18 protein-coding genes are annotated in these 16,754 nt (G+C 32.4%); 17 read left to right on the top strand and 1 reads right to left on the bottom strand.

Translation table 11 applies throughout. The annotated features are described in order from the left end of the window. Positions 1 to 16: 16 nt before the first annotated feature. The 14 genes from SJY43_RS12595 (at position 17) to hisIE (ending at position 13,720) form a co-directional block, all read left to right on the top strand. On the top strand, positions 17 to 949 hold the full coding sequence (locus SJY43_RS12595) for a UDP-3-O-(3-hydroxymyristoyl)glucosamine N-acyltransferase (RefSeq protein WP_396601098.1): 933 nt from the start codon (positions 17 to 19) through the stop codon (positions 947 to 949). 66 nt (positions 950 to 1,015) lie between these two features. Next, a complete protein-coding gene (gene sucD / locus SJY43_RS12590; RefSeq protein ID WP_396601097.1) occupies positions 1,016 to 1,888 on the top strand; it encodes a succinate--CoA ligase subunit alpha in 873 nt (290 codons plus the stop codon). 119 nt (positions 1,889 to 2,007) lie between these two features. Then, positions 2,008 to 2,754, top strand: a complete 747-nt coding sequence (fabG, locus tag SJY43_RS12585; RefSeq protein ID WP_396601096.1) for a 3-oxoacyl-[acyl-carrier-protein] reductase — start codon at positions 2,008 to 2,010, stop codon at positions 2,752 to 2,754. Positions 2,755 to 2,779: 25 nt separating this feature from the next. Further along, the gene (locus tag SJY43_RS12580; protein ID WP_396601095.1) at positions 2,780 to 4,813 is read left to right on the top strand and encodes a VWA domain-containing protein; all 2,034 of its coding nucleotides are present in this window, start codon (positions 2,780 to 2,782) and stop codon (positions 4,811 to 4,813) included. Between the two features lie 13 nt (positions 4,814 to 4,826). Beyond that, the gene (locus SJY43_RS12575; RefSeq protein ID WP_396601094.1) at positions 4,827 to 5,642 is read left to right on the top strand and encodes a prohibitin family protein; all 816 of its coding nucleotides are present in this window, start codon (positions 4,827 to 4,829) and stop codon (positions 5,640 to 5,642) included. A 321-nt stretch (positions 5,643 to 5,963) separates the two neighbouring features. Beyond that, positions 5,964 to 6,821 carry an ATP phosphoribosyltransferase gene (gene hisG, locus SJY43_RS12570; protein ID WP_396601093.1) on the top strand — a complete coding sequence of 286 codons (858 nt, stop codon included), beginning with the start codon at positions 5,964 to 5,966 and terminating at the stop codon, positions 6,819 to 6,821. Positions 6,822 to 6,883: 62 nt separating this feature from the next. After that, positions 6,884 to 8,167, top strand: coding sequence for a histidinol dehydrogenase (gene hisD, locus SJY43_RS12565; protein ID WP_396601092.1), 1,284 nt, complete (start codon positions 6,884 to 6,886; stop codon positions 8,165 to 8,167). Then, positions 8,164 to 9,207, top strand: a complete 1,044-nt coding sequence (hisC, locus tag SJY43_RS12560; protein WP_396601091.1) for a histidinol-phosphate transaminase — start codon at positions 8,164 to 8,166, stop codon at positions 9,205 to 9,207. Before hisD ends, hisC begins: the two co-directional genes overlap by 4 nt. Positions 9,208 to 9,271: 64 nt before the next feature. Then, on the top strand, positions 9,272 to 10,408 hold the full coding sequence (gene hisB, locus SJY43_RS12555) for a bifunctional histidinol-phosphatase/imidazoleglycerol-phosphate dehydratase HisB (protein WP_396601090.1): 1,137 nt from the start codon (positions 9,272 to 9,274) through the stop codon (positions 10,406 to 10,408). A gap of 54 nt (positions 10,409 to 10,462) precedes the next feature. Beyond that, the gene (gene hisH, locus SJY43_RS12550) at positions 10,463 to 11,083 is read left to right on the top strand and encodes an imidazole glycerol phosphate synthase subunit HisH (RefSeq protein ID WP_396603412.1); all 621 of its coding nucleotides are present in this window, start codon (positions 10,463 to 10,465) and stop codon (positions 11,081 to 11,083) included. 59 nt (positions 11,084 to 11,142) lie between these two features. Next, positions 11,143 to 11,502 carry a four helix bundle protein gene (locus SJY43_RS12545; RefSeq protein ID WP_396601089.1) on the top strand — a complete coding sequence of 120 codons (360 nt, stop codon included), beginning with the start codon at positions 11,143 to 11,145 and terminating at the stop codon, positions 11,500 to 11,502. Between the two features lie 36 nt (positions 11,503 to 11,538). Next, positions 11,539 to 12,273, top strand: coding sequence for a 1-(5-phosphoribosyl)-5-[(5-phosphoribosylamino)methylideneamino]imidazole-4-carboxamide isomerase (hisA, locus tag SJY43_RS12540; RefSeq protein WP_396601088.1), 735 nt, complete (start codon positions 11,539 to 11,541; stop codon positions 12,271 to 12,273). Next, positions 12,273 to 13,028 (top strand): imidazole glycerol phosphate synthase subunit HisF, encoded by a 756-nt coding sequence (gene hisF, locus SJY43_RS12535; protein WP_396601087.1) that lies wholly within the window; start codon positions 12,273 to 12,275, stop codon positions 13,026 to 13,028. The genes hisA and hisF overlap by 1 nt, the downstream gene beginning before the upstream one ends. Positions 13,029 to 13,123: 95 nt before the next feature. Next, positions 13,124 to 13,720, top strand: coding sequence for a bifunctional phosphoribosyl-AMP cyclohydrolase/phosphoribosyl-ATP diphosphatase HisIE (hisIE, locus tag SJY43_RS12530; protein WP_396603411.1), 597 nt, complete (start codon positions 13,124 to 13,126; stop codon positions 13,718 to 13,720). A gap of 52 nt (positions 13,721 to 13,772) precedes the next feature. On the opposite strand, the gene SJY43_RS12525 is transcribed toward hisIE, so the two are convergent. Further along, positions 13,773 to 14,192, bottom strand: a complete 420-nt coding sequence (locus tag SJY43_RS12525; RefSeq protein WP_396601086.1) for a hypothetical protein — start codon at positions 14,190 to 14,192, stop codon at positions 13,773 to 13,775. 97 nt (positions 14,193 to 14,289) lie between these two features. Here SJY43_RS12525 and SJY43_RS12520 point away from each other — a divergent pair, with 97 nt between their 5' ends. The 3 genes from SJY43_RS12520 to SJY43_RS12510 all read left to right on the top strand — a co-directional run bounded on the left by SJY43_RS12520 (position 14,290) and on the right by SJY43_RS12510 (position 16,704). Continuing rightward, the gene (locus SJY43_RS12520; RefSeq protein WP_396601085.1) at positions 14,290 to 15,066 is read left to right on the top strand and encodes a tRNA pseudouridine synthase A; all 777 of its coding nucleotides are present in this window, start codon (positions 14,290 to 14,292) and stop codon (positions 15,064 to 15,066) included. Positions 15,067 to 15,233: 167 nt separating this feature from the next. Then, the gene (locus tag SJY43_RS12515; RefSeq protein WP_396601084.1) at positions 15,234 to 15,740 is read left to right on the top strand and encodes a Dps family protein; all 507 of its coding nucleotides are present in this window, start codon (positions 15,234 to 15,236) and stop codon (positions 15,738 to 15,740) included. A gap of 64 nt (positions 15,741 to 15,804) precedes the next feature. After that, positions 15,805 to 16,704: a mechanosensitive ion channel family protein gene (locus tag SJY43_RS12510; protein WP_396601083.1), complete on the top strand. Its 900-nt coding sequence runs from the start codon at positions 15,805 to 15,807 to the stop codon at positions 16,702 to 16,704. The last annotated feature ends 50 nt before the right edge of the window (positions 16,705 to 16,754 follow it).

The raw sequence follows: 16,754 nt of genomic DNA, 5'->3' as shown, positions 1-16,754 counted from the left end.
TACTCAGTTAGCAGTTATGAAATTTCCTAAACCACATACTTTAAAGCAAATAGCAAATATCATTAATTGTAAATTTGTTGGTGACGACAATTTTCAAGTTTTAGGCATGAATGAAATTCATGTTGTTGAACCTGGTGATATCGTGTTTGTAGATCATCCAAAGTATTACGACAAAGCATTACAATCAGCCGCAACAATCGTTTTAATCAATAAAGCGGTTGAATGTCCTAAGGGCAAGGCGCTACTTATTAGTGATGATCCATTTAGAGATTTCAATAAACTTACCGATTTTTTCAAACCCTTTATAGCATCAAATACTTCAATTTCAGCTTCAGCTAAAATAGGTAAAAACACTATAATTCAGCCAAATAGCTTTATTGGCCATAACGTAACTATTGGCGATGATTGTATCATTCATTCCAATGTAAGTATTTATGATGATGCCGTAATTGGAAATAATGTAACCATTCACGCGGGTTCCGTTTTAGGAGCCAATGCTTTTTATTATAAAAAAAGGCCAGAAGGCTATGACAGACTAAAATCTAGTGGTCGCGTAGTTATTGAAAACCATGTAGATATTGGCGCAGGCTGCACAATTGATAGGGGTGTAACGGGAGACACAACAATTGGCGAAGGTTCAAAACTTGATAACTTGATTCAAGTTGGTCATGATACGGTTATTGGAAAAAAATGCTTAATCGCTTCACAAGTTGGTATAGCCGGTTGCGTTGTTATAGAAGATGAAGTCACCCTTTGGGGACAAGTAGGAACCACCAGCGGCATAACCATAGGCAAAAAAGCCGTTGTTCAAGGGCAATCTGGAGTTACTAAGTCTATTCAAGGTAATCAAGTTTACTGGGGAACTCCAATTCAAGAGGTTCGTTCTAAGCTAAAAGAAATGGCATCTATCAAACAAATTCCAAATATTATTAAGCAATTAAAAAATTAAAGGAAATTAATTCAATAAGTGAGTTCAAAAAATTACATTTGTAAACCAATATCCAAATAAGAAAATATGAGTGTTCTAGTTAACAAAAATTCAAAAATAATAGTTCAAGGTTTTACAGGTAGCGAAGGTACATTTCACGCTAGTCAAATGATTGAATATGGCACTAACGTTGTTGGTGGTGTAACTCCGGGTAAAGGAGGTCAAACACATTTAGACAAACCTGTATTTAATACAGTTTTAGAAGCTGTTGAGCAAGTTGGTGCAGATACTACTATAATTTTTGTTCCACCAGCATTTGCTGCTGATGCGATAATGGAAGCTGCTGATGCGGGTATTAAAGTAATTATTACGATTACAGAAGGAATTCCTGTAGCAGATATGATTACGGCATCAAGTTATATAAAAGGAAAAGATTGTAGGTTAATTGGTCCTAACTGTCCAGGAGTTATTACTCCAGGTGAAGCTAAGGTTGGTATTATGCCAGGTTTCGTTTTTAAACAAGGAAAAGTTGGTATTGTTTCTAAATCAGGAACTTTAACTTATGAAGCAGCAGATCAAGTTGTAAAACAAGGTTTAGGAATTACTACAGCTATTGGTATTGGTGGAGATCCAATTATTGGAACAACTACTAAAGAAGCGGTTGAGTTATTAATTAACGATCCTGCAACTGAAGCTGTTGTTATGATTGGAGAAATTGGAGGTCAATTAGAAGCTGATGCTGCACATTGGTATAAAGCAAGTGGAAGTAAAAAACCAGTTGTTGGTTTTATTGCTGGAGAAACTGCTCCTGCTGGACGTACAATGGGACACGCTGGCGCTATAGTTGGAGGAAGTGATGATACAGCTCAAGCGAAAAAAGCAATTATGAGAGCATGTGGAATTCACGTTGTAGATTCTCCTGCTGAAATAGGAAAGAAAATTGCTGAAGTTTTAGGATAAACTTCTTCATAATATAAATTAAAACCTTGCAAATCTTGTGAGGTTTTTTTATTTGATGACATTTGTATTTGTTATATTTGAATATATCATCATTAAAATAATCTAACCAGATAAAATACATGAAATTACTAGAAGGAAAAACGGCTATAGTTACCGGAGCTAGTCGAGGAATAGGAAAAGGAATTGCTCAAGTTTTTGCTGAACAAGGAGCAAATGTAGCATTTACATATAGTTCATCTGTTGATGCTGCAAATGCATTAGAAAAGGAACTAAATGCATTAGGTGTTAAAGCTAAAGGGTATAAAAGTAATGCGGCAAGTTTTGAAGAAGCGCAAAAATTAGCTGCGGATGTTCTTGCAGAATTTGGAAGTATTGATGTTTTAGTTAATAACGCCGGTATTACGAAAGATAATTTATTGATGCGTATTTCTGAAGAGGATTTTGATACCGTTATAGAAGTGAATTTAAAGTCGGTTTTTAATATGACCAAAGCGGTGCAGAGAACTATGCTTAAGCAACGTAAAGGTTCTATTATTAACATGAGTTCTGTAGTTGGTGTAAAAGGAAACGCAGGACAAACTAATTATGCGGCGTCCAAGGCTGGAATCATTGGGTTTTCAAAATCTGTAGCTTTAGAATTAGGTTCAAGAAACATTAGAAGTAACGTAGTTGCTCCTGGTTTTATTGAGACAGAAATGACAGCTAAATTAGATGAAGAGGTTGTAAAAGGTTGGAGAGCAGGAATTCCTTTAAAACGAGGAGGAACACCAGAAGATATTGCCAATGTTTGTGTGTTTTTAGCTAGTGATATGAGTGCTTATATCACAGGGCAAACCTTGAACGTAGATGGCGGGATGCTTACTTAAAATAGGCAAGTCGAAAGATTTTTAAATGCAAACAGAAACACTTATTTACATTATACTCGCTGGAATTGTAGCGCTAGGCTTAGCACTTTTTCAGTATTTTTATAAAAAGAAAAGCATGTCTAAGTTGAACATGCTTTTTGCTTTTTTGAGATTTTTAAGTGTATTTGCAGTTCTGTTATTAATTATCAACCCTAGTTTTGATCAAACAAAAATATCCACAGAAAAACCAAACCTTATTGTAGCTGTTGATAATTCAAGTTCTGTAGGGCATTTAAAACATAATGATCAGACTATTCAGTTTATTGATAAAATAAAGACGAATACAGACTTATTAAATAAGTTTAATATTGATTTCTACACTTTTGGTGAAAGCTTAAAAGCTTCAGATTCTTTAACGTTTTCTGAAAAACAGACTAATATTTCTAAAGCATTTAGTCAATTAAATCAAATATATAAACAAACAGTTTCACCTACTATTTTAATTTCCGATGGAAATCAAACCTTTGGTAACGATTATCAATTCTCTACAAATAGTTATAAACAACCAGTATTTCCAATAATTTTAGGAGATACTATTACGTATACCGATTTAAAAATACAGCAGCTTAATGTCAATAAATACGCGTATTTAAAAAATAAATTCCCCGTCGAGGCTATTTTAGTTTATAATGGAAACAATGCTGTAAATTCAAAATTTGTTGTTAAAAATGGGAATTCGACTGTGTATTCAAAGACACTTAGGTTTTCTAAAAATGATAATTCCAAAGTAATTAATTTTACGTTGCCGGCAAATAGAGTAGGCGTTGGTAATTATAGAGCGACTTTAGAAGCTTTAGTTAGCGAAAAGAACACAATTAATAATTCTAAGAATTTTGCTGTAGAAGTTATTAATCAAAAAACAAAAATTGCAATTGTTAGTAGTTTTTCACATCCAGATTTAGGTGTGTTAAAGAAAAGTATTGAGACTAATGAACAACGTTCTGTTTCAATACTAAACCCGAAAGAATTAATAAATCAAATAAATGATTTTCAATTGATTATAGTGTATCAGCCGGATAATAAGTTTAATGCTTTGTTTGGTAGGTTAGAATCGCTAAATAAGAATCTATTTGTAATAGTTGGAACAAAAACAGATCTTAATTTTTTAAATCGAGTTTCTAAAAACTATTCTCAGGATATAACAAATCAAACCGAAAACTATCAAGCTGTATTAAACATTAACTATGCGCCTTTTATTATTGATGACATAAATTTCGAATCATTTCCACCATTATTATCAAATTATGGTAATGTTAAATTTAATGTTCCTTTTCAATCCATTTTAAATAAAACCATTCATGGTGTTAGTCTTAATGAGTCCTTATTAGCAACTACCGAAGCTAATGGCAGAAGAGAAGCGGTTTTATTTGGAGAAAACATCTGGCAATGGCGAGCACAGATTTATATAAACGAAAAATCGTTTAATGCTTTTGATGATTTTATTGGGAAGTTAATTCAGTATTTAGCTTCAAATAAACAAAAAAGTAGATTGAATTTAGATTACGAATCGTTTTATAATGGAAGTGGAACAATCCTAATTAAAGCAGAGTTTTTCGATAAAAATTATGTGTTCGATACTCGTGAAACACTTAATATAACCGTTTCAAATAAGGCTTCTAAAGAGAAAAAAACATTCCCTTTAATATTAAAAAATAATAATTATCAAGTTGATTTAAGCAGTTTACCGCCTTCAGAATACAGCTTTACTGTGAAAGCAACAAACGAAAATATCTCTAAGTCTGGTAATTTTCAAATTATAGAGTATAACGTCGAGCAACAATTTTTAAATGCTGATGTAACAAAACTAGAACAATTAGCTACTAACAGTTCGGGCTCAAGTTACTTTATTGCTAATTCAGATAATGTAATTAATGACTTATTGAACGATAATCGTTTCGTCCCAATTCAAAAAAGCAGTAAAAATACCATACCTTTGATAGATTGGAAATATTTACTAGCTATAATAGCATTAAGCTTAGGCTTAGAGTGGTTTTTAAGAAAATATAACGGATTAATTTAAACTAAAATAAATAATGGAAAAATTACCAAAAGTTGCGTTGCCCTTTATAATCGGAGCAATTTTATTAGTAGTCGTATTGGCAAAATCTGCAGTAACAATAAATTCTGGTGAGGCAGGGGTTCTTTTTGAGACCTTTGGAAAAGGAGTTGTTGTAGATGAGCCACCAATGGGAGAAGGCTTTCACATTGTTGCACCGTGGAACAAAGTCTATATTTATGAAGTTCGACAACAAGAGCTTTTTGAAAAAATGAAAGTATTATCATCAAACGGATTAGAAATTCAAATTGATGCTTCTGCATGGTATGAGCCTGTTTATAAGGATCTAGGAAATCTGCACCAATCTCTTGGTCAAAACTATCTGCAACGTGTAATTATGCCTTCTATTCGAAGTGCAGCAAGAAGTGTAGTTGGGCGTTATACACCAGAGCAATTATATTCTAGTAAGCGTGATGCTATTCAAGATGAAATTTTCGAAGAAACTAAAAAGATTTTAGAAAAGCAATATGTGCAACTTAATGAAGTTTTAGTTAGAGATGTAACATTGCCAATCACTATTAAGGAAGCTATTGAGCGTAAGTTAAAGCAAGAGCAAGAATCTCTAGAATATGAATTTAGGTTAGTTACAGCTGCAAAAGAGGCAGAAAAAGTGATTATTGATGCAAGAGGTAAAGCAGAATCAAATCGTATTTTAAGTGCATCATTAACAGATAAGATTCTTCAAGATAAAGGTATTGAAGCTACAGTTAAACTTTCAGAGTCACCAAATAGTAAAATAATTGTAATTGGTTCTGGAGATAGCGGTATGCCAATTATTCTTGGAAATCAATAATAGCAAATAAAATAATTCAACGTTTATTACAATCTTTTAAAAATTATTAATTTTTTAATGGTTAAATATTAATAATGTTGAAATGTTTTAAGAATTGTATTTATAATTTGGATTTATTCATATAAATTATAGATATTTGTACAGATAAAAAAAGGACATGAATTTTATTCAATTACATCATCATTTTCATATTTGCTCTCAAGCGAAGTGAAAATGTATTGAGTAAAATCAACATATATTTTTAAACCCGTTTGAGACAATCAAGCGGGTTTTTTAATTATAATGCCAACAAGATTGTTTCAAACTCATAAAAACAACATAATGAGTAAATTAAGAATTGCAGTACAGAAATCGGGTCGTTTAAACCAAGACTCAATGAAAATTTTAAAGGATATAGGAATATCTATTGATAATGGAAAAGATCAATTAAAAGCTTCGGCTAGAAATTTTCCTGTTGAAGTTTTCTATTTAAGAAACGGAGACATTCCTCAATATTTAAAAGATGGCGTAGTAGATGCTGCCATTATAGGAGAGAATGTTTTAATAGAAAAAGGAAACGATCTTAAATTTGTAGAACGTTTAGGGTTTTCAAAATGTAAAGTATCTATTGCTGTTCCTAAAGATTCTAACGCTAATTCCTTAAAGGATTTGAACGGAAAGAAAATAGCAACATCTTATCCTGAAACAGTAAAGAAGTTTTTGAAAGAGCAAAACATAGATGCACAATTACACATCATTAATGGTTCGGTGGAAATAGCACCAAATATAGGCCTTGCTGATGGTATTTGTGATATCGTTTCAAGTGGTAGTACATTGTTTAAAAATGGATTAAAAGAGATAGAAGTCCTTTTAAAATCTGAAGCAGTATTAGCAGTTTCCCCAATTTTAAATGATGAGAAACAAGCCATTTTAGATACGATTCAATTTAGAATAAAATCTGTTCTAAAAGGAAGAGATTCTAAATATGTCTTGCTTAATGCTCCTAATGATAAATTAGATGCCATTATTTCATTATTACCAGGAATGAAAAGCCCAACGGTATTGCCTTTGGCAGAAGAAGGATGGAGTTCTGTGCACTCAGTAATTCCTAAAAATGATTTTTGGGATGTTATCGATGCTTTAAAAGATAATGGTGCCCAAGGTATTTTAGTGTGTCCGATTGAGAAAATGGTACTTTAAACTAATTTTGTCATTTCTGCGAAGGCAGGAATCTCATGAGTTTAACTCAAAGTTAAATAAGAATGAAAATCATAAGTAATCCAAATAAAGCGAGTTGGAAGGATGTTTTAAAGCGTCCTACTCAGACTGTTGATGATATTGAAGATGTTGTAAATCAAATCTTCAAAGAAGTATCAGATAGAGGAGATGATGCCATTAAAGAGTACACCAACAAGTTTGATAAGATATCATTAGAATCAAATATAGTTACCAAAGAAGAGATTGAAAAAGCAATTCAGTCTGTTCCTGAAAAACTTCAAGAGGCTATAAAATTAGCCAAACAAAACATCGAGGTATTTCATGAAGCTCAGAAAACATCGAAAATTGAAATTGAAACAGCTTCGGGTGTTAATTGCTGGCAAGAAAAGAGACCTATTCAGAAAGTAGGTTTGTATATTCCAGGAGGTACAGCGCCTTTGTTTTCAACAGTTTTAATGTTGGCAGTTCCTGCTCAAATAGCAGGATGCAAAGAAATTGTTTTATGCTCTCCTCCAAATAAAGAAGGAGATTTAGCTCCTGAAATTTTGTTTGCTGCACAACTTTGTGGTGTAACAAAAATTATAAAAGTTGGAGGTATTCAAGCTATTGCAGGATTAACGTTTGGAACAGAATCGATACCACAGGTTTATAAAATTTTTGGGCCTGGAAACCAATTTGTAACGGTTGCTAAACAATTAGCGACCAAACATGGTGTAGCTATAGATATGCCGGCTGGACCAAGTGAATTGTTAGTTGTTGCTGATAAAACAGCAAATGCTTCTTATATCGCTTCAGACTTGTTAAGTCAGGCTGAGCATGGTACAGATAGTCAAGTAATTTTGGTAGCAACATCTAAACAATTAATTGATGATGTTTCAGATGAAGTTGAAAAGCAATTAAATGTACTTCCGCGTAAAGCGATAGCTGAAAAAGCCATTGCCAACTCGAAGTTAATTTATGTTGAAAATGACGAAATTGCCCTCGAATTAATTAATGAATACGGGCCAGAGCATTTTATTATTTGTGCTAAAAATGAAGATTTGTATGTTGATGGTATAACCAATGCTGGATCTGTGTTTATTGGAGATTATACGCCAGAAAGTGCGGGTGATTATGCTTCAGGTACAAACCATACATTACCAACAAATGGTTTTTCTAAAGCATATTCTGGAGTGAATTTAGATAGCTTTTTAAAAAGCATGACGTTTCAAAAAATATCAAAAGCTGGTCTTTTAAATATTGGAGAAACTATAGAGTTAATGGCAGAAGCAGAAGGTTTGCAAGCGCATAAAAATGCAGTAAGTATCCGATTAAAAGATTTAAAATGATAAGTTTTAACATCCAAAATATAATTAGAGAGAACGTTAAAGCCATGAAAGCTTATAGTTCAGCGCGGGACGAATATGTTTCCGATGGTTCTAAAATGATTTTTTTAGATGCCAATGAAAATCCTTTCGATAATGGTGTAAATCGTTATCCTGATCCGCTACAACGTTCATTAAAATCTGTTTTATCGGAACAAAAAAATATTCCAGAAAACCAGATTTTACTAGGTAATGGAAGTGATGAAGTTTTAGATTTATTGTTTAGAGCCTTTTGCGAGCCAAAGCAAGATAATGTCATCACGTTACCACCAACTTATGGCATGTATACTGTTTTATCTAATTTAAACGAAGTTGAAGAGCGTAAAGTTAAGTTAAATACAGATTTTCAACCAAATGTTGAAGCTATTTTAGACGCAATAGATGAAAATTCTAAAATGCTGTTTATTTGTTCGCCTAATAACCCAACAGGAAACCTAATTGCTTCAGAGAAAATTAAAACATTACTTGAAAACTTTAATGGTTTAGTTGTTATTGATGAGGCTTACATCGATTTTTCAAATCAAGACAGTTGGATTTCAGAATTAAATAACTATCCGAATTTAATCGTGACTCAAACGCTATCAAAAGCTTATGGTCTGGCAGGAATTCGTTTAGGTCTGTGTTTCGCTTCCGCGGAAATTATTTCAGTTTTAAACAAAATTAAACCGCCATATAATGTTAATGAGTTAACTCAAAAACGTGCTTTAGAGCGTATTTCGAACTTAGAAGCGGTAGAGGAAGAAGTGCAATCCGTTTTAAAAGAACGTGATATATTGATTGAAGCTTTAAAAAATATCAATTTTGTAGAAACCATTTTTCCTACCGAAGCAAATTTTGTTTTGGCTAGAGTAGATGATGCTACAAATAGATACAATCAGTTAATAGCAAAAGGTATTGTTATTAGAAACCGAACAACCCAACCACTTTGTAAAAACACATTGCGTTTTACGGTTGGAACTAATATAGAGAACGCTAAATTAATTGAAGCGTTAAAAGAATTATAACAAACAACTTTTGCACGCCCGAGTAAAAGTTCCTCCCTTTTGGGGAGGTTAGGAGGGGCTTATTATGAAAAAAGTACTTTTTATAGACAGAGATGGCACCTTAGTTTTAGAGCCGCCAGTTGATTATCAATTAGATAGTCTAGAGAAACTTGAGTATTACCCAAAAGTGTTTCAATACATGGCTAAAATAGCTAATGAGTTGGATTATGAGTTGGTAATGGTTACAAATCAAGATGGTTTGGGTACAGATAGTTTTCCAGAAGATACGTTTTGGCCTGCTCAAAATAAAATAATTGATGCCTTTGCAAAAGAAGGTGTTGTGTTTTCAGAAGTATTTATAGATAAAACGTTTCCTCATGAAAATGCAGAAACACGTAAGCCAAGAACAGGTTTGTTAACCAAATACTTTTCTGAAGATTATGATTTAGAAAACTCTTTCGTTTTAGGCGATAGAATTACTGATATGGAACTTGCTAAAAACTTAGGGGCAAAAGGTATTTATTTATCTGAAAACCCAGAATTAGGGGCTGAAGAAATTGAAACATCAAAACAGGAAATTTTAAACTCGATTGCTTTAACAAGTACAGATTGGTCTTCTATTTATGAGTTTTTAAAGCTTGAAAATCGTGTTGAAGAAATAACACGTAACACTAATGAAACTCAGATATATATAAAATTAAACTTAGATGGTTCTGGGAAGAATGATATCGACACGGGCTTGTCTTTTTTCGATCATATGTTAGATCAAATTGGTCGTCATGGCGCAATGGATTTAACGGTGAAAGTTGATGGCGATTTAGAAGTTGACGAGCACCATACTATTGAAGATACCATGATTGCATTAGGTGAATTATTCAATAAAGCTTTGGGCAACAAATTAGGTATTGAACGTTACGGATTTTGTTTACCAATGGATGATTGTTTAGCGCAGGTAGCTGTGGACTTTGGAGGTAGAAATTGGTTAGAATGGGATGCTGAGTTTAAACGTGAAAAGATTGGTGATATGCCAACTGAAATGTTTTTTCATTTATTTAAGTCGTTTACCGATGGTGCAAAATGTAATTTAAATGTGAAGGCAGAAGGTGTAAACGAACACCACAAAATAGAAGGTATTTTTAAAGCTTTTGCTAAAGCAATGAAAATGGCCGTAAAAAGAGATTCTAATAAAATGTTTTTACCATCAACAAAAGGAATGTTGTAGGCCCCCTAACCCCCATAGGGGATTAAAAAATAAGTAATGAGTGAGAATAAAAATATGAGTGAGAGTTCTTTCCCTTCGGGGAAGCTAGATGGGGCTTCGGTTGTAATCATTAATTATGGTGCTGGAAACATTAAAAGCATACAGTTTGCCTTTAAAAGATTAGGAGTTGATGCTATTTTATCCAATAATCCAGATGAGATTAGAGCTGCTGATAAAATAATATTTCCTGGTGTAGGTGAGGCTAGTACAGCCATGGCTATGTTGAAAGAAAGTGGTTTAGATAAATTGATTCCAACTTTAAAGCAGCCTGTTTTAGGAATTTGCCTAGGTATGCAATTGCTTTGCTTGTCGACCGAAGAAGGGAATACAGCAGGTTTAGGAATCTTTCAATCCCATGTAAAACGTTTTTCCAACGATGTGAAAGTGCCACAAATGGGATGGAATGTTATTAAAGATTTAAAGTCTGATTTATTTAAAGGTATTAAGGAAAGCGAATACATGTATTTGGTTCACAGTTATTATGCAGAGCATTGTAATGAAACTATTGCTAAAACAGATTATGGCATTAATTACGCATCGGCTCTACAACATGAAAACTTTTATGGGGTTCAATTTCACCCAGAAAAAAGCAGTTTAGCAGGAGAACAGATATTAAAGAATTTTTTAGAACTATAGAAGCTTTAGATATTAAATATTTGATATAAAATATTAAAAGTAATAGACTAGGTGTTTAAATGAAAAATGAAATTATTGGAAGAACAAAAAGATTTGCTTTAGATTGTTGGCATTTTTGTTTTAAAGTTCCAAAATCTAGAGAATATAATGCTTTTGTTAATCAATTAATAAGAAGTTCGAGTTCTGTAGGTGCCAATTATCGTGCTTCTCAAAGAGCAAAATCTACAGCAGATTTTATTAATAAGCTTAAAATTGTTGAAGAGGAATGTGATGAAAGCGTATATTGGTTAGAGATATTTGAGGAGGTTTTTCCTGAACATGTTCAAGAGATTTCCTTATTAAAAAAAGAAGGAAAAGAATTATTAGCAATAATAGTAGCATCAATTAATACAGCAAAGCGAAACCAGAAACGGAACTAACTTTTAATATTTTATATTTAACTCTTAATATTATTTATGAGAATTATACCAGCAATAGATATCATTGACGGAAAATGTGTCCGTTTAACTAAAGGTGATTATGATACTAAGAAAGTTTATAATGAAAACCCTTTAGAAGTTGCAAAAATGTTTGAAGCTTCAGGAATTGAGTATTTACACTTGGTTGATTTAGACGGTGCAAAGGCTAAACATATTGTAAATTATAAGGTTTTAGAACAAATTGCATCAAAAACAAAATTAAAAATTGACTTTGGTGGTGGTTTAAAAACCAATGAAGATTTGCATATTGCTTTTAATTCTGGTGCTAGACAGATAACAGGAGGAAGTATTGCTGTTAAAGATCCTGAAACATTTGAAGGCTGGATTTCTAAATATGGAGGAAACAAAATTATTTTAGGAGCCGATAGTGATGCTGGAAAAGTTTCAATTAGTGGTTGGATGGAAAAAAGTGAAGAAGATGTTATTCCATTTATAAAAGGATATCAAAAGAAAGGTATTCAATATGTAATTTGTACAGATATTTCAAAGGATGGGATGTTAGAAGGACCTTCATTCGATTTATATAAAAATATTATTGATTCTTGTAGTAATTCTAGTAGCGATCAATCTATTAAGTTGATTGCTTCAGGAGGAATTTCACATATTGATGAATTGCCAAAATTAATCGAACAAGGTTGTGAAGGTGTCATCATAGGAAAAGCTATTTATGAGAATAGAATAAGTCTTTATGAACTTGAAAAATTTGTATAATGCTAACAAAAAGAATAATTCCTTGTTTAGATATTAAGAACGGACGTACTGTAAAAGGCGTGAATTTTGTCGATTTAAGAGATGCAGGAGACCCTGTAGAATTGGCTAAGCAATATGCGGAACAAGGTGCAGATGAATTAGTGTTTTTAGATATATCGGCTACTTTAGAAGGTCGCGGAACAACTTTGGATATGGTTTTACATGTCGCTGAGCAAGTAAACATTCCATTTACTGTTGGCGGTGGTATTTCAAGTGTAGAGCATGTTGATGCGTTATTACAATGTGGTGCGGATAAAGTGTCGATTAATTCCTCGGCAGTTAAAAGGCCAGAATTAGTTAATGAATTATCGAATAAATTTGGAAGCCAATGTGTTGTTGTTGCTATTGATGCAAAACAAGTTGACGGACAATGGCTTGTGCATTTGGCAGGTGGAAGTATTCCAACAGATATAGATTTGTTTGAATGGGCTAAAGAAGTCGAAGAGCGTGGTGCTGGAGAGATTTTATTCACTTCCATGAATCATGATGGAACAAAAAACGGTTTTGCTAATGAGGCATTGGCTAAATTATCAATAGAGTTAAATATTCCAATTATCGCTTCTGGTGGAGCAGGAAATGTACAGCACTTTATTGATACATTTAAAGATGGTAAATCTGATGCGGCTTTGGCAGCAAGTGTATTTCATTTTGGTGAAATTCCAATTCCAGAATTAAAGAAAGAGTTAAAAGAAAATAATATAGAAGTTCGCATCTAATTAAAGAGCGCGTTCTGTCATTCCGCACTTGATGCGGAATCCATGATTTAACAATAATTAAAAATAGATTCCTGTCTTCGCAGGAAGGACAAGAAATTATGACAATAAAATACGATTCAAACGGATTAGTGCCAGCCATCATACAAGATGCAACAACAAAAAATGTGTTGATGCTAGGTTATATGAACGAAGAAGCATATCAAAAAACGATTGATACAAAACAAGTAACTTTTTTTAGTAGAAGTAAACAACGTTTATGGACTAAAGGTGAAGAAAGTGGTAACTTTTTGAGTCTTGTTGATATTAAAAATGATTGCGATAATGATTCGCTTTTAATTCAAGTAAACCCTGCTGGACCAACTTGTCATACAGGAACAGACACTTGTTGGAAAGAAGAAAACACATCTAATTACGGGTTCTTTTCCACTCTAGAAGATGTAATTAAAGAGCGTGTTGCAAACAAAGACACTAAAAAATCTTATGTAGCAAGTTTGTTCTCAAAAGGCATAAATAAAGTGGCTCAGAAAGTAGGCGAGGAGGCTGTTGAAACGGTAATTGAAGCTATGGATAATAACGATGAGTTATTCTTATACGAATCGGCAGATTTAATGTTTCATTATTTAATGCTGTTACAAGCTAAAGGGTTTACCTTAAAGGATATTGAAAAAGAATTAAAAGGAAGACATAAATAATAAAAAAGGCTTTAGGAATTATCTAAAGCCTTTTTTATTAAGAAGTATTATGTTACGAAAGCCAACCTTTTGCTTTAGATCGTTTTGAAAACCATGTAAATAGGAATGCAAAAACAATTATCAAAATGGTCATAATCATATTCGATTCGTATCCATTAATTAAAGTATAGCACATTTGCGCAATTACTGCTATTAAAGATATTACCCACAGTATTACAGACCAGCTTTTTTTAAGTAATAGTCCAATTGAAGCCAATGCTCCAGGAAAAACTGCTATTGCAAATGCAGCTGTAACCCATGTTGGCATATTAGCTGCAATGTCTAATTGCTCTTCACTATACATGGCACGAAAGCTATCTGTATTATAAGCTTGTTGTAAATAGGCGTTTACTCCCATAGCATTCCAAATAAGTGCTATTACGCTTACAATCCAAAATGAAATTGGCGGTTTTTTAATTAATGAGTTTGTCATAATTTCTAGTTTTTAGTTAGTTATTAATATAACAATGTATAAATTTTTTGTCACATTCAATAAATAACCTATTTTTCAAATCTATTTTTAAATAAAAATGAAGAAATACTTTTACCTTATTAATATTCAATATTTGGGCTATCGTTTTCATGGTTGGCAAAAGCAACCTAATGTTAAAACGTTGCATTTAATGGTTGATAGAACCTTAAATTTTATTCTAGAAGGCAAGTATTTTAAAAGTTTAAGTTCAGGAAGAACTGATGCTATGGTTTCGGCTGAATGTGCTTTTTTTGAGTTATTTCTAAGAGAACCTATTGAAGACGAAGCGGCTTTTTTAGAGCTATTTAATACCAACCTTCCTCAAGATATTAGAGCGTTATCTATTAAAGAAGTTGATGCAGAATTCAATATTATTAATAGTTCTAAAATTAAAGAGTATTTATATTTGTTTACTTATGGTGAAAAATGTCATCCGTTTTGCGCACCAATTATGACAACCATTTTGGATGATTTGGATATAGAATTAATGAAAGAAGGTGCTAAACTTTTTGAAGGTGAAAATTATCTGAAATCCTATTGTTATAAACCTACAGATAATGGCATTTACACAAGAACAATCTTAACTTGTGAATTAATTGAAAACACTATTTATAAAGCTAATTATTTCCCAAAGCAATCATTTCTTTTAAGAGTTGCAGGAAAGGGTTTCATGAGAAATCAAATTCGGTTAATGATGGGAACGCTAATCGATTTAGGTAAAGGCAAGTTAACCATCAAAGATATTCAAGATAGTCTAGTGCCAGATAGTAACATAAAAATGAATTATATCGCTCCAGCTTCTGGCTTAATTCTTAACAAAATAGATTTCCACTAAGTAAATTCGCTTCAGCAAATCCTGTTAATTATTTTAACACCACTCTAACACATTAACATAATTTTATGTTAATAGTTTGCCCTCAGGGTTAAAACCTGTTAAAGCGCTTGACATTTTTTATATATCCTTTAGTTTATATAGTGTAATCAATAAAAACACAATAAATTATGAACTATTTGAATATGAATGACGAAGAATTATTACCCGTGGTGATGGAACTAAATATTTTATTGGCTGATTACCACGTGTATTATCAAAAACTAAGAAGTAATCATTGGAATGTTACAGGAAAAAATTTCTTTGACTTACATGAAAAATTTGAAACATTGTATAATGATGCGAAAGTAAAAATCGATGAAATTGCAGAACGTATTTTAACCTTAAGGTTTCATCCTATGAGCCAATTGGAAGACTATCTTGAAACGGCAACAATCAAAGAAAGTCCATCCAATAAATCTGATCAAGATATGGTTGCAGACACTTTAAACGACCATAAGCTACTTATCATGCAAATGGCAAAAGTTATTGAAAAAGCCAATAATGTCTCAGACGAAGGCACTATCGATTTAATTGGCGCATACATTAGAGAAATCGAAAAAACTAGTTGGATGCTAAACGCATGGACTAAATCCACTTCAAACGTTTCAAATCCTAAAATGGCTTACGTTAAATAATGCTTTTTAATTAAAACAACCAGTATTAATTAAAGCAATTATTAACGATCAAAACCATTAAAAAATGAAAAGTACATTAGGAACAGCATTTAGCGAACTTATAGTTAAACTAGAAAGTTGGGTATCTGCCATAATTCAAAATATACCAAATCTAATTTTGGCAATTTTTGTAATGATAGCAGCCTACTTTATGGCAAAATACACGAGTAAGTTAGTAAAAAAATTAGTTGATAAACGTGTAAGTCAAGTATCAATAAGTAATACAATTGCAAGAATATCTGCAGTTGTAGTCGTTTTAACCGGATTATTTTTGGCGCTTGGAATTCTAAACTTAAGTAAAATGTTAACCTCGTTACTGGCAGGTGCTGGTGTCGCAGGTTTAGCAGTTGGTTTAGCATTACAAGGCACCTTATCTAATACGTTTGCAGGTGTGGTATTATCTTTTAGAAAGAAAATTCAAATTGGAAATTGGGTTGAAACTAACGGGTATTCCGGTGAGATTATAGATATTAATTTAAAAGATTTTACCTTAAAGGAAGCCGATAACAATATGGTAGTGATACCAAATAAAATGATATTGGAAAATCCTTTAAAAAATTACTCCTTAACTACAAAAATGAGAGTTTTTCTAAACTGTGGTGTTGGATATGAATCTGACCTAGAAGAAGTAGAAAAACTAACAAAAGAAACCATTGCAAACACGTTCGATCAAGTTGAAACGATTGATAATGTTGAGTTTTATTATACCGAGTTTGGTGATAGTTCCATTAATTTCTTGTGTCGCTTCTGGATAGATGCGGAAAGTATGCTAGAGAAATTAAAAGCGAAGAATACGGCTATTATTGAAATTAAAAAAGCTTATGATAAAGCTGGAATTAACATTCCTTTCCCTATCAGAACACTTCAATTTGATAATAAATTGAAGTTCGACCAAGCACCTATGGAACAATTCTCTAACAACTAGAGTAGATTTATCGTTCTTGATAAATTATTATTTCAAACCTTAAAAATTTA

This window comes from Algibacter sp. R77976 (assembly GCF_044594645.1).
Classification (GTDB): domain Bacteria; phylum Bacteroidota; class Bacteroidia; order Flavobacteriales; family Flavobacteriaceae; genus Algibacter_B.
The sequence above is the reverse complement of the archived record's forward strand: the minus strand, read 5'-3'. Positions and strand labels throughout refer to the sequence as shown.